General features: G+C 61.4%; 8 protein-coding genes. 4 read left to right on the forward strand and 4 right to left on the reverse strand.

What is annotated here, in order from left to right; all coding sequences use genetic code 11:
- Window positions 1–66: 66 nt before the first annotated feature.
- The 3 genes from gorA (at window position 67) to J9788_RS21765 (ending at window position 3,854) form a co-directional block, all read left to right on the forward strand.
- Complete coding sequence (gene gorA, locus J9788_RS21755; protein WP_004931014.1) at window positions 67–1,419, forward strand: glutathione-disulfide reductase; 1,353 nt, start codon at window positions 67–69, stop codon at window positions 1,417–1,419.
- 159 nt (window positions 1,420–1,578) lie between these two features.
- A complete protein-coding gene (locus J9788_RS21760) occupies window positions 1,579–2,073 on the forward strand; it encodes a molybdopterin-dependent oxidoreductase (protein ID WP_033645359.1) in 495 nt (164 codons plus the stop codon).
- On the forward strand, window positions 2,070–3,854 hold the full coding sequence (locus J9788_RS21765) for an ATP-binding protein (protein WP_116286893.1): 1,785 nt from the start codon (window positions 2,070–2,072) through the stop codon (window positions 3,852–3,854). Before J9788_RS21760 ends, J9788_RS21765 begins: the two co-directional genes overlap by 4 nt.
- Here the strand turns inward: J9788_RS21765 and J9788_RS21770 are convergent.
- The 4 genes from J9788_RS21770 to J9788_RS21785 all read right to left on the reverse strand — a co-directional run bounded on the left by J9788_RS21770 (window position 3,844) and on the right by J9788_RS21785 (window position 12,516).
- Window positions 3,844–4,695: a helix-turn-helix domain-containing protein gene (locus J9788_RS21770; protein WP_182265685.1), complete on the reverse strand. Its 852-nt coding sequence runs from the start codon at window positions 4,693–4,695 to the stop codon at window positions 3,844–3,846. The genes J9788_RS21765 and J9788_RS21770 overlap by 11 nt on opposite strands.
- Before the next feature lie 455 nt (window positions 4,696–5,150).
- Window positions 5,151–8,255 (reverse strand): autotransporter outer membrane beta-barrel domain-containing protein, encoded by a 3,105-nt coding sequence (locus J9788_RS21775; protein WP_370576368.1) that lies wholly within the window; start codon window positions 8,253–8,255, stop codon window positions 5,151–5,153.
- A 118-nt stretch (window positions 8,256–8,373) separates the two neighbouring features.
- Window positions 8,374–11,397, reverse strand: a complete 3,024-nt coding sequence (locus J9788_RS21780; protein WP_209333065.1) for an autotransporter serine protease — start codon at window positions 11,395–11,397, stop codon at window positions 8,374–8,376.
- Window positions 11,398–11,877: 480 nt separating this feature from the next.
- The gene (locus J9788_RS21785) at window positions 11,878–12,516 is read right to left on the reverse strand and encodes a TetR/AcrR family transcriptional regulator (protein WP_033645365.1); all 639 of its coding nucleotides are present in this window, start codon (window positions 12,514–12,516) and stop codon (window positions 11,878–11,880) included.
- 263 nt (window positions 12,517–12,779) lie between these two features.
- Here J9788_RS21785 and J9788_RS21790 point away from each other — a divergent pair, with 263 nt between their 5' ends.
- Window positions 12,780–13,997 carry a Tm-1-like ATP-binding domain-containing protein gene (locus tag J9788_RS21790; RefSeq protein ID WP_182265683.1) on the forward strand — a complete coding sequence of 406 codons (1,218 nt, stop codon included), beginning with the start codon at window positions 12,780–12,782 and terminating at the stop codon, window positions 13,995–13,997.
- Window positions 13,998–14,012 lie beyond the last annotated feature (15 nt).

Below are 14,012 nucleotides of genomic sequence, written 5' to 3' on the forward strand. Positions count from 1 at the left end.
GCGACAAACCCCGGTCAGGCGTTAAACTCTTACCCTCTTCAAATTCACAACTCATGGAAATCCCAGATGACGAAACATTACGATTATCTAGCAATTGGCGGCGGCAGCGGCGGTATCGCATCGATCAACCGGGCAGCCATGTACGGCCAAAAGTGTGCGCTGATTGAAGCCAAAGAGCTGGGCGGCACCTGTGTAAACGTGGGTTGTGTACCGAAAAAAGTCATGTGGCACGCGGCGCAGATCGCCGAGGCCATCCATCAGTACGGCCCGGACTACGGCTTCGACACTACCGTCAACGCCTTCGACTGGAAAAAGCTGGTCGCCAACCGCACCGCCTATATCGACCGCATCCACAATTCCTACGATAACGTGCTGGGCAAGAACAAGGTCGACGTGATTAAAGGGTTCGCGCGCTTCGTGGATGCGCACACCGTGGAAGTGAACGGCGAAACCATCACCGCCGATCACATCCTGATCGCCACCGGCGGCCGCCCGAGCCATCCGGCTATTCCGGGTGCGGAATACGGTATCGACTCCGACGGCTTCTTTGAGCTGGACGCCATGCCGAAACGCGTCGCCGTGGTGGGCGCCGGCTATATCGCCGTGGAGATCGCCGGCGTGCTGAACGCGCTGGGCGCGGAAACGCACCTGTTCGTGCGCAAGCACGCGCCGCTGCGCACCTTCGATCCGATGATCGTCGAAACCCTGGTGGAAGTGATGAACACCGAAGGGCCGAGCTTGCACACCGAATCGGTGCCGAAAGCGATCGTCAAGAACGCCGACGGCAGCCTGACGCTGCAGCTGGAAAACGGCAAGGCATTCACCGTCGACTGCCTGATTTGGGCCATCGGCCGCGAACCGGCGACCGACAACCTGAACCTCGGCGTGACCGGGGTGAAAACCAATGAGAAAGGCTACATCGACGTCGATAAGTTCCAGAACACCAACGTCAAAGGCATCTACGCGGTGGGCGACAACACCGGCGCGGTAGAATTGACCCCGGTCGCCGTGGCCGCCGGCCGTCGCCTGTCCGAGCGCCTGTTCAACAACAAGCCGGACGAGCATCTGGACTACAGCAACATCGCCACCGTGGTGTTCAGCCACCCGCCGATCGGCACCGTCGGCCTGACCGAGCCGGAAGCCATCGAGAAGTTCGGCGCGGACAACGTGAAGGTGTACAAGTCCTCCTTCACCGCCATGTACAGCGCCGTGACGCAGCACCGCCAGCCGTGCCGCATGAAGCTGGTGTGCGCGGGTAAAGAAGAGAAAATCGTCGGCCTGCACGGCATCGGCTTCGGCATGGACGAGATCCTGCAGGGCTTCGCGGTGGCGGTGAAGATGGGCGCCACCAAGAAGGACTTCGACAACACTGTGGCTATCCACCCGACCGCGGCGGAAGAGTTCGTCACCATGCGCTAAGCGCTACGTTTATCCCACTCTCAGGCCGGGGTAAATACCGGCCTGTTCTTTTTGTGCGGTTTACTATTCCCTTCGCACCCGCCTGCTTTTTCTGCCATTATTCTGCCTGATAAATTAGCGGGACTGATACAAACCTCCCCGCGCCTCTGGAGAACGCCGATGCTGTTCAAACTATGCAAAACCCTTGCGATGGCCTGCGTGGCCCTGATTATCGCCCAGAGCAGCGCGCTCAGCTTTACCCTGGAAGTGGCGGGCAAGATCGACAACGTGACCGATCCGGTCAAAAAAAGCTATCTGTTCACCGATAAACAGCTGTTGGCGATGCCGGTGCACAGCATCACGACCTCCACCTCCTGGACGCCGCAGAGGAAGTTTGAAGGGATTTCGGTGGCCGACATCCTGGAGCGCGTCGGCGCCAAGGGCGAGACGCTGACCTTCTACGCGCTGAACGATTATTACATCGACGTGCCGTTGTCCGACGTCAAGAAGTACAACATGATCCTGGCCTACAAGATGGACGGGGAGATGCTGAAGCTCAGAAACTTCGGCCCGCTGTTCCTGGTTTATCCGCGTGACGCCGCCGGGCCTGAGCTGAACTCGCCGTTGTACAACTCGCGCTTTATCTGGCAAGTCGACAGGATCGTGATCAAATGAAGCTGACGACCTTTAAGAACGGCAGCAGGCTGGCGATACCGGCTATCTTCGCCGCGCTGTTTCTGGTGGCTTCGACCGTCACGCTCTATTACTACAGCGCCACCCTGTCGAAGAAAGGGCTGTATGCCATCGCCGGCACGCAGGAGAATTACTCCTGGTCGATCGCCAAGTTCTCCATCAAGCTGGCGGAATTCGACACGTTCGTCGAGCAGCAGAGCCACGCGCCGCAGGTGGACAACGACAACCTGCGGCTGCGATTCGAAATCCTCTATTCGCGCTTTTACGTGCTGGAAACCGTCTCCGAATCCACGCAACCGCTGTACGCCGAGCCGGGTTACCCGGAAGTGGTCAAGCAGATGCGCCTGCAGATGGATCGCATCGATAAACTGCTGGATAACCCGAAAATCGACTTCAATCAGGTTTTCGCGGCCATGAAGGCCATCAAGCCTTACGCCATCGAAATGGCCAACCTGACCGACCACGCCGAGGTGAAGCAGCGCACCGCCGCCTATGAGGACTACATCGAGAAACGGCACATCATTTTCTATGGGCTGGTGATTGTCATGTTCTCGGTGATCGCGCTGATCGCCATCACCCTGATCGTGTTCCGTCAGCAGCGGCTGACCATTCGCCAGCAGGCCAAGGCGATCGAGGCGGAGAAAGCGACCCGCACCAAAAATGCCTTCCTCGGCGCCATCGGCCACGAGCTGCGCACCTCATTGCAGAGCGTGATGTCGGCCATCGACGTGCTGGTGAACACCCGAGTGTCGGCGGAGCATGCGGACACCTTCCAGCGGCTGGAGACCGCCGCGCAGCAGATCGAAAGCCAAATGAAAGATCTGACCGACTACGCGCACCTCGACAGCGGCATGATGGAGCTGCGCATCGTGCCGTTCGACGCGCAGAAGCTGATCGCGGAGACCGCCAACGAAATCGCCACCCTGACCCGCAAAGAGCAGGTCAAGCTAAGCTGCGAAGTGGAGTGCAGCCACCTGTTGGTGCACTCCGACCCGCTGCGCATCCGGCAGATTATCGTCAACCTGCTGACCAACGCCTACAAATACACCGAAAGCGGCAGCATTACGCTGCACAGCTGTCTGCGCCGTCAACCCGGCGGCAGTTCGCTGATTATCGAAGTGACCGACACCGGCATCGGTATCGAAAAAGACCAGCTCGATCAGATCTTCAAACCCTTTACCCAGTTGGATCAGTCGCATACCAAGCAATATGCCGGCGTGGGGATGGGATTGGCGATCGTGCACGGCCTGGTGACGCTGCTCGACGGCACCATCACGGTGTACAGCGAAATCAAGAAGGGCAGCACCTTTATCGTCAGCATTCCGGTGCAGATCAGTGAAGAAGAACGCGCCGACGAGCCCGCCACCGCCAATACCTCTCTGCAGCAGAAACCGCAGCAGGTGCTGGTGGTGGATGACAACAAGTCGGTGGGTGACGCCTTTGCGGCGTTGCTGGATAAGCTGGGTTACCAGCACGAACTGTGCGACTCGCCGGAGCGCGCGCTGCAGAAACTGCTCAGACGCCCTTACGACGCGCTGTTGCTGGATCTGCAGATGCCGGGCATCGACGGCGCCGCCCTGGCCAGGCAGCTGCGCAATCGTCGCGGCCCCAACCGCCATGTGCCGATCATCGGCATCAGCGCCTACACGCCGGAGCAGCTCACGGCGGATCAGCGCGCACTGTTCGACAACTACCTGATGAAGCCGGTTCGGCTGGATGCGCTGTCGAACGCGCTGGCCGAGGTGTTCCCCGCTAAAGATTAAAACAGCGTTGCAGTGCGGCTTCGATCACATGGAGCCGCACCGGTTTTTCATAAGGGCCGAGTACATCGTACTCACGCATCGCCTGAGCGATCTCCGACTCGCGTCGGTCGGTGCCCAGTTCGCCGGTCAGCACCAGTACCGGCGCGTCCGGGTTGTCGGAGGCGCGGATGGTGGCGATACAGCGATCCGCCGTTTCCTCACCGATCAGCCAGTCCACCACGTAACCGTCGAACAGGCTTTGCTGCAACGCTTGGCAGAAGCTGTCGACATCGTAAAACGCCACTGCGTTGAAACCGCAGCCGCCAAGATACTTGGCCAGCTCATCGGCCGCCTGATGCGAATCGTCCAATACCGCGATGCTCAACCGCTCGTCATCGCCGTAGCCGGGCCGGATTTCGATCAGCTCGACGCCATAACGCGGCCCTGCCGGCGCCTCATCGGCGCGATAGATATGCCATTGCCTCTCGATGCGCAGCGCCACAAATTCCGCCGGCCGCCCGGTGGGAAGCTCGTCGCCGATGTGCCCGACGCAAGGCATCGCCACCCCTGCCACAAAAAAGATGGCATCACGCGCCATGTTCGGTTCGGCCACCTCGTGTTCGGCGCTCAAATCGGCGATCGCCGCCGGCGTTTCTCCCAACGCGGCCGCGACGCTGTTGATCTGTTCCAGCGTCCAGGGGCTTTGCCCTTTCAATTTGCGGTGCGCATGTGAAAAACTCAGATCCAAGATGCGGCTGAGCTCTCGGGCATGCTGACGTTTTCCAATCCCATAATGTAAAAACAGCTCTCTGACCCGATTGGCAATCGACTGTGAATCGAATTTTTGGTGATTGTTATCCATTTGTTCCTTCGATTTTTTTTACTGATTTATCAGTCGTTTTGATTATTTCTGCTGAAAAAGCCACATCTAAAACTAGCATCCCATGCAATTATGCGTTAAAAACGTTGCTTGACATACCATGTTGCATCGTCAAACATGGTATCAAAAGAGACATACAGCAATACACTATAAAAAAACAACACCAGCACGTTTTTAATAATAACCATAGTAACACCAGGGAAAATTTGTTCCGTTGCCGCTACTGAGACGATGTCCACATCGCTCGGACTGCATAAGCAAAACGGGGCTTGAGCCTTTAGCGCTAATCTGTTTTACCCACTTTTGAGCCGGGATCCGTCAGGGTCCCGGTTTTTTATTGTCCTGACGCCGCGCCATCATACGTTCTCCCCCCGCCGCCGCAAATAAAAACGGAGCCGGCATGCCGGCTCCGTTGTCGTTGTAATGACCGCTGAACGTCAGAAGCGCCAGGTGAAGCCGGCGTTGACGCTGTTGTCCTGATGGTGCTGCGACAGCAGCCCGCCGTAGCCCAGCGACAGCGAGGCGTTTTCGTTCACCGCCACTTCCGCCCCCGCCTTCAGCACCATGCCGTCGCGCGACACCGGCACGCTGTCCACCACGAACGGCGCGTTGCCGCCGTTGAACCGCAGCCCGGTGCCGCGCGCCAGCCCGCCGTACTGGTGTTGCCACCCCAGCTCGCTGCGCAACGCCACCGTCGTGCCCGGGGTCACCTGCCACGCGGTGTCCGCGCGCAGCCCCAGCGTCGACACCGTCGCATCCGTGTGCTGCTTGTCGCCGCGCAGTGCCGCCGCGCCGCCGCTTTCCGCGATGCCGTTGTTTTCGAAGTTCACGTACGCCAGGTTGACGAACGGCTCCAGATTCAGCCACTCGCCCTGCACGCTGTAGCCCGCTTCCGCGAACAGCTGTTCGGTGCGCGCGCTGTACTTCGCCGCGTCACGGTCCGACTGCATCCCATAGTTCACCGACCGTTTGGTGTCGATGCGGTGCCAGGTGTAGCCCGCACCGCCGCGCAGCGCCAGTGCACCGAACTGCTTGTCGCCGTACGCCGCCAGGTGGTAGTTGTCGCTGTCCGCCTTCGACCCGTAGCCGCCGTGCAGCGAGGTGCGGGTGTAGCCGGTCGCCACCCCCAACCGCCAGTCGGCCGCCGCCGCCGAGTCCAGCCCGACCAGCACCCCGTAGGTCGAGGCCTGGTAACCCGTGGCGTTGGCGTCGCCCGACGCGTGGTCCCACGCCCCCAGCAGCTGCGCCCAGGCGCCGTCCTCGTCCGCCTTGATGGCCGACGAGCTCGCCAGCCCTTCCGCCTGACGCAGCCGCCCGTTCAGCGCCTCACGCAGGTAGCGGCTGTCGTTCACCAGCGCCGACGCGATATCCGCATGGATTTGCCCCGACAGCTGACGGAACGCCTGCCGCGCCTCGCCCGCCGTGCCGCTGTTGAGAACGCTTTCGTACACCGGGTTGCCCGCCGCCAGCGCATCCGCCGCCGCCGCCACCGCCCGCTCGTTCGGCGTCTGCGCCACGCTGGCGAAGCTCGTGCCGTTGCGCCCGACGCTCAGCGTCACCCCGGCCGGCTGGTAGCTCAGCCCGGTGCCGAGGAACAGGTAGTTCGGCGCCACCGTGTCAAACTGCCCGCTCACCCCCTGCTGCGCGCTCAGGATGGTGTACTGCTGGCCCAGCAGGCTGCGCACCTCGCTTTGCGTCAGCAGGTTGCTGCTGTTCTCCAGCGTGACCGCCACCTCGCCGCCGCCGATCGTCGCCGATCCGCTGCTCTGGATCCGATCGCTCTGGCCGTTCGGCCCCACTTCCACCGCGTAGCGCGAACCCGGCTCGAAGCTGACGTTGCCCGCCACGTTCAAGGTGCCGATCGAGTTGCCCGGCGCCACGGTGCCGCCGCGGCGGGCGGTCAGCGAACCGACCGTGCCGCTGCCGCCGACGATGCCGCCGCTCTGCACGCTGACGTCCGAGGTGACCGAGCCGTTGATCGCCAGCCGCCCCTGATTGACCAGCGTCGGGCCGGAATAGGTGTTGGCGCCGGTCATGACCAGCGTGCCCATCCCTTCCTTGGTCAGGCCGCCGTGGCCGGAGATGTTATTGGAGTAAACGTCCAACTCACAGCTGATATCGTCACACTTCCTGGCATGCAACGTACCGGCATCCACCTCGGCGCCCAGTCCCGGAATATTGACGACAAACTGGGTCGGGCCGTAGGCCACGCCCGTCGGATCCGGGATGCGGAACTCTGCGGGAATATCTTCGGCGGTATAGAACATGCCCGGGCCGTTGATGGCCTTGCCCAGGTTGATCATCCCCCAGCCGTAGAGCGCGTCGATGCCCGGCGCGCCCATGTCGGTGGCGGTGGTTTTCAGCACGTCGGCAATCTGCGCCGAGTTCATGTACGGGAAACGCTGCAGCAACACCGCCACTGCGCCGGTGACGTGCGGGGTCGCCATCGAGGTGCCGTTTTTATTGCCGTAGTCCGACACCAGATTGGCCGGATCGGAACCGTTGGCCACGGTGCTGTAGATTTTGCTGCCCGGCGACGACACGCAGAAGCTGGCGGTATAGCCGCAGCGGGACGAGAAGCTGCTGATGGTGTAAGGCACGCTGTTGGCCGATGCCGCATCTTGCGCCACGCTGGCGACCGACAGCCAGTTCGGCGCGATGTCCGGCACGAAGTAGGCCAGCCCGCTGATCACATCCGGTTGGTTGTAATTGCCGTCGTTACCGGCGGCGAACAGCACCAGAATATTTTTGCGCGCCGCGTCGATGGCGCCCTGATAGCCTGCGCCGGCCAGGCTGCCGAGCAGCGGCTTAACCTGATCGAATTGCTCCTGCGCATCCTTCAGCTCGAAGTGCAGCGCGTTAGGATCGCGACCGCCGTCGGACAGGAAATCGGGAATGCTGACGCCCCAGCTGTTGTTGATCACCCGCACGCCGCTCTTGATCATCGCCTGCCAGCCGGCATTGGTGACAGCGCCGTCCAGGCCGAGGAATTCGCCGTACGCCGGGCCGTCGTTGTCGTTATCGACGCTGATCACCTGCGAATCGAAGGCCACGCCGTGCATGCCGACGCCGTCGCGATTCGCCGCGCTGATCCCCGCGACGTGCACCCCGTGATTGCTCAGCATGCCCTGCGAACCGCTGTAGAAGTGGAAGGTGCCGTCGAAATAAAAGCGATCGCCGGCGTTAATTCCCGGCCGGTGCGGATCGGTATAGGCGCGGTAGCCTTCGGTGACGACGTTGATCAGTTTGCCGTCGCCGGCGAATTCGGGATGGCGGTTAACCGGGGTGTCGAAAATGCCCACCTTTTGTCCTTTGCCGGTGTAGCCGGCGGCGTAGGCCTCATCGGCGTGGATCGCCCCCAGCCCCCAGTTGGCGTTGAATTCGGCGCTGCGCCAGCTGGCCGGATCGCCGGGTTGGCCATTCACCTCGTGCGGCGCTGCCTGCGCATACCCTGCCAGCGCCATGCAGCAGACCAGCGCGTTCAGCCGCCACGGCGAGCGACGAACGTTTCCTTTGCTATCAAAACCCATTGTTGTTGTCATTTCCTTACCTTTTGCTTGTTATTGGCCGACGCCCCAGGTGCGCCGGGTTCTCATTAGCAGGATGTGAAAAAGGAACCGCCCGCAGGCGGTTCCCGTACAAGGATTGAGTCGATGTTGCTTAGAAACGCCAGGTGAAGCCGGCGTTGACGCTGTTGTCCTGATGGTGCTGCGACAGCAGCCCGCCGTAGCCCAGCGACAGCGAGGCGTTTTCGTTCACCGCCACCTCAGCCCCCGCCTTCAGCACCATGCCGTCGCGCGACACCGGCACGCTGTCCACCACGAACGGCGCGTTGCCGCCGTTGAACCGCAGCCCGGTGCCGCGCGCCAGCCCGCCGTACTGGTGTTGCCATCCCAGCTCGCTGCGCAGCGCCACCGTCGTGCCCGGGGTCACCTGCCACGCGGTGTCCGCGCGCAGCCCCAGCGTCGACACCGTCGCATCCGTGTGCTGCTTGTCGCCGCGCAGCGCCGCCGCGCCGCCGCTTTCCGCGATGCCGTTGTTTTCGAAGTTCACGTACGCCAGGTTGACGAACGGCTCCAGGTTCAGCCACTCGCCCTGCACGCTGTAGCCCGCTTCCGCGAACAGCTGTTCGGTGCGCGCGCTGTACTTCGCCGTGTCACGGTCCGACTGCATCCCGTAGTTCACCGACCGTTTGGTGTCGATGCGGTGCCAGGTGTAGCCCGCACCGCCACGCAGCGCCAGCGCCCCGAACTGCTTGTCGCCGTACGCCGCCAGGTGGTAGTTGTCGCTGTCCGCCTTCGACCCGTAGCCGCCGTGCAGCGAGGTGCGGGTGTAGCCGGTCGCTACCCCCAGCCGCCAGTCGGCCGCCGCCGCCGAGTCCAGCCCCACCAGCACCCCGTAGGTCGAGGCCTGATAGCCGGTGGCGTTGGCGTCGCCCGACGCGTGGTCCCACGCCCCCAGCAGCTGCGCCCAGGCGCCGTCCTCGTCCGCCTTGATGGCCGACGAGCTCGCCAGCCCTTCCGCCTGACGCAGGCGCCCGTTCAGCGCCTCACGCAGGTAGCGGCTGTCGTTCACCAGCGCCGACGCGATATCCGCATGGATTTGCCCCGACAGCTGACGGAACGCCTGCCGCGCCTCGCCCGCCGTGCCGCTGTTGAGAACGCTTTCGTACACCGGGTTGCCCGCCGCCAGCGCATCCGCCGCCGCCGCCACCGCCCGCTCGTTCGGCGTCTGCGCCACGCTGGCGAAGCTCGTGCCGTTGCGCCCGACGCTCAGCGTCACCCCGGCCGGCTGGTAGCTCAGCCCGGTGCCGAGGAACAGGTAGTTCGGCGCCACCGTGTCAAACTGCCCGCTCACCCCCTGCTGCGCGCTCAGGATGGTGTACTGCTGGCCCAGCAGGCTGCGCACCTCGCTTTGCGTCAGCAGGTTGCTGCTGTTCTCCAGCGTGACCGCCACCTCGCCGCCGCCGATCGTCGCCGATCCGCTGCTCTGGATCCGATCGCTCTGGCCGTTCGGCCCCACTTCCACCGCGTAGCGCGAACCCGGCTCGAAGCTGACGTTGCCCGCCACGTTCAAGGTGCCGATCGAGTTGCCCGGCGCCACGGTGCCGCCGCGGCGGGCGGTCAGCGAACCGACCGTGCCGCTGCCGCCGACGATGCCGCCGCTCTGCACGCTGACGTCCGAGGTGACCGAGCCGTTGATCGCCAGCCGCCCCTGATTGACCAGCGTCGGGCCGGAATAGGTGTTGTTACCGGTCAGCACCAGGGTGCCGATACCCTGCTTGGTCAGGCCGCCGTGGCCGGATATATCGTTGCTCCAGACATCCAGCCCGCACAGCACATCGCTGCAGACGCGCTCGGTCGGTTTGCCCTTGTCCAGCACCGCGCCGACGCCCGGCAGATCCACCACGAACTGGGTCGGGCCGTAGGCCACGCCCGTCGGATCCGGAATACGGAACTCTGCGGGAATATCCTCGACGGTCACCAACATGCCAGGCCCGTTGATAGCCTTGCCCAGGTTGATCATCCCCCAGCCGTAGAGCGCGTCGATGCCCGGCGCGCCCATGTCGGTGGCGGTGGTTTTCAGCACTTCCGCCACCTGTGCGCCGCTCAGATACGGGAAACGCTCCATCAGCACCGCAACGCTGCCGGCCACGTGCGGCGCCGCCATCGAGGTGCCGCTGTATTTGGCGTAGCCGGTCGTCAGATTCTCCACGCTGGTGCCTTCAATCACCGAGCTGTATACCCGGGTGCCCGGCGCCGAAACGCAGAAGCTGGCGGTGTAGCCGCAGCGGGAAGAGAAGGTGCTGATGCTGTAATCGCCGCTATTAGAGGGGTCCTGCAAGCTGGCGACCGACAGCCAGTTCGGTGCAATCTCCGGCACGAAATAGGCCAGGCCGGCCATGGCATCGGGGTTATTCAGATTGCCGTCGTTACCGGCGGCGAAGATGGTGACCACGCCGCTGCGCGCCGCGTCGATCGCGCCCTGATAGGCGCCGCCGGGCTTGGTGCCGAGGATCTGTTTGATCTGATCGAACTGCTTTTGCGCATCGTTTACTGTGAAATGCGGATAAGCCGGGTCATAACCGCCCTCATCAAACTTCTCGGTAATGCCGATGCCCCAGCTGTTGTTGATGATGCGCGCGCCGCTGGCCACCAGCGCATCCCAACCGGCCTGGTACACCGCGCCGTCGTTGCCGAGGATGATGCCGTCCTCCGGGCCGGGATCGCCGTTTTCGGCGCTGATGATCTGCGCATTGAACGCCACGCCGTGCATGGCGCCGCCGTCGCGGCTGCCGGCGGCGATGCCACCCACGTGGGTACCGTGCGAACCGAGCGTGCCATCGGAATCCACGCTCGGCGTACCGTCATAGCGGAAAGTGTCGCCTTTTTTCACCGGAATATAGGGATCGGTGTATTCGCGGATGCCTTCGGTAACCAGATTGATCACCTTATTCTCACCGGCAAACTCCGGGTGCTTGGCGTAGACCGGCTGATCGAAAATGCCAAGTTTGATGCCTTTTCCGGTATAACCGGCGGCGTAGGCCTGGTCGGCGTGGATCGCCCCCAGCCCCCATTCCGCGTTGAACTCACTGCTGCGCCAGCTGGCCGGATCGCCCGCTTTGCCGTTCTCTATATAGCTGGAGGCCTGCGCGCCGCCGATCGCCGTCAGGCAGATCAGCATTGCGCTCCATTGTGCGCGATGAACTCCGATTTCAGGCCAGCCGAAGGCCGCCCGAGCGGATTTGACTCCTCTAAGTTTCTTCTCCATCCCAGATACCGTCCGTTGTTGTTTGCAAATGTTTTATAAGATTTTTTGTGTAACAGTTTGGTAACACCAAATAAATAAAGCACAACAATCTCAAGTGCGCTTAATGTGTCACTCGGCAGTTCGGTGGGCGGAGAGAACGTTTCAGGGATGAATCAGACGGGGGACGATAAGGAAAGAGAATGATCTCGCTCAGCGCTGAGGCGGCATTCCTCCGTGGAAAGGAATCACTTTAATTCAATGATAAATAATGATATTTAATTAAAAGACAACCAAGGAGAGCGTCGCCTGAAAAGTGCTTAACAGGCGCTTTTTATCACTTTTAATTATAACTTTTGCCAATATTTACTCAGTGAATTATGCTGGTTTTTCACTCAGGCAGCGGCAAAAATTGGATTATCCTGCTGATGTTTTTTTGCTGTTCATCGCATCCTCTTCCGCCTGACGCAGGATGGCTTTGGCCATCCATTGCGTGACATCCTGGATACCCTCAAGCTCCAGCCCCCAGATATCTTTCAGCACCAGGAACACCTCAGAACCGTAAATCAACGAGAAAGCATGAATCACTCTCTGTAAAGAATCTGGCGGCAGTTTACCCTGCAACGGCTCTACCGCCAGCGCCAGCAGCCGCTTGCGGTTGCCGCGCACAAACTTTTCGCCCGGCGTGGCGTGCGCCCACTGCTGCAAAGAGAGCTGCAATGCGGCGCGCAACGCCCCTTCGTGTCGCTCCATCTGAGGATAGGCCAACGTCAGCAACTGCTGGATGCGCTTCAGGGCATCATCGTCCTGCGGGCGCCACGCCAGAATAGGCCCCAGACTCTCCGCCACCACCGCAGTAATTAATGCGCTTTGGGTCGGGAAATAGCGGTAGGCGGTCGCGCGCGATACCTGCGCATGCGCCGCCAGATCGGTGATCGATGGAAACGCGCCCTCGCCATACAGCGTCATTGCGCTGGCCAGCAACAAACGATGTGTTTTCGCCCGGGCGGAGGTCAGAGAAAGGTCGGACGGGGTGGGAAAAGCATTTATCGGCACTTAAACCTCATACATCTGTACACGCTTGCGAGACAGGCGAGACGCCACTGCCGACAGGTTGACGACAAAGGGTTGGCCGCGCAAAAAGCTCAAAAATGAGACAGGAGTCCCATTTTGCACTGAGCTGCCCTTGCAAAAATGATACTGCCGTCTCATTATATAAATACATTAACCAATTTAATTTAAATGCCAACACCAGGGCACCTAAAAAAATATAATACATTAATTTTTAAATAAAAATTATAAACACACCGGAAAAACCCATGAAAGATACTTCAAATTTTGTCTATATTGCTACCACAGCAGATACGAAAGGACAAGAGTTGGAGTATGTGCGGCGGCTGATTGCCAGCCTGAATTTACCCACGCGAACCGTCGATCTCTCCACCCGAAGCTTGCCGTTTGACTCCCCGGCCGATATCGGCCCAGAAGAGGTCGCTCGTCACCATCCGGCGGGCGCAGGCGCGGTCTTTCTAGCCAGCCGCGGCCAGGCAATCGCCGCCATGGCGACCGCTTTCGAACGTTTTATCCTGACGCGCCGCGATATCGCCGGCCTGCTTGGCCTGGGCGGCTCCGGCGGCACCGCCATCATCACGCCGGCAATGCAGCAGTTGCCGATTGGCCTGCCGAAATTGATGGTCTCGAGCATGGCGGCGGGAGACGTTTCCGCCTATGTCGGCGCCAGTGATATCAGCATGTTGTATTCGGTCACCGATCTCGCCGGCCTGAACCGTATCTCGCGCCGGGTGCTGGGCAATGCGGCGCGCCAGATAGCCGGCGCAGTCCGCTTCGCCGCCGTCGATCATCACGACGACAAGCCCGCAATCGGCCTGACGATGTTTGGCGTCACCACCCCCTGCATTCAGGCGCTGGTTGCCGATCTTGAGCCGCAATGGGACTGCCTGACATTTCACGCGACCGGCAGCGGTGGCAGAGCGCTGGAAAAACTGATCGATAACCGGCAACTGCACGGCGCTATCGATTTGACCACCACCGAAGTGACCGATTACCTGTTTGGCGGTGTGCTGCCCTGCAATGCAGATCGTTTCGGGGCTATCGCGCGTACCGGCATCCCGTGCGTCCTCTCCTGCGGCGCGATCGACATGATCAATTTCGGCGCGCTGAATACGGTGCCGGCTCGCTACGCGAACCGCCTGCGCCACCATCACAATCCGCAAGTGACGCTGGTGCGCACCAGCCCGCGGGAAAATGCGCTAATCGGCCATTGGATTGGCGAGAAAATCAACGCCTGCGCGGGAGAAGTGCGCTTCGTGATCCCGGCGGGCGGCGTGTCGGCGCTGGATGCGCCTGGGCAACCGTTCTGGGATCCGGCGGCGCTGGCCGCCTTTACGCAAACGCTGGAGGAGACGGTGCACGCCACCCATAAGCGCCGGTTAATAAAAACGCCTTACCATATTAACGATCCGCGCTTTGCGCAGGCCGTTGCCGAACAGTTCCGACACATTGCCGATGGGGAATGATAATCACTCGCTGCC

This window comes from Serratia sp. X10 (assembly GCF_017811775.1).
Taxonomy (GTDB): domain Bacteria; phylum Pseudomonadota; class Gammaproteobacteria; order Enterobacterales; family Enterobacteriaceae; genus Serratia; species Serratia ureilytica.

Coding starts and splice junctions, on each gene's coding strand:
- gorA (WP_004931014.1), top strand. CDS start 67: ATGACGAAACATTACGATTATCTAGCAATTGGCGGCGGCAGCGGCGGT.
- J9788_RS21760 (WP_033645359.1), top strand. CDS start 1,579: ATGCTGTTCAAACTATGCAAAACCCTTGCGATGGCCTGCGTGGCCCTG.
- J9788_RS21765 (WP_116286893.1), top strand. CDS start 2,070: ATGAAGCTGACGACCTTTAAGAACGGCAGCAGGCTGGCGATACCGGCT.
- J9788_RS21770 (WP_182265685.1), bottom strand. CDS start 4,695: ATGGATAACAATCACCAAAAATTCGATTCACAGTCGATTGCCAATCGG.
- J9788_RS21775 (WP_370576368.1), bottom strand. CDS start 8,255: ATGACAACAACAATGGGTTTTGATAGCAAAGGAAACGTTCGTCGCTCG.
- J9788_RS21780 (WP_209333065.1), bottom strand. CDS start 11,397: ATGCTGATCTGCCTGACGGCGATCGGCGGCGCGCAGGCCTCCAGCTAT.
- J9788_RS21790 (WP_182265683.1), top strand. CDS start 12,780: ATGAAAGATACTTCAAATTTTGTCTATATTGCTACCACAGCAGATACG.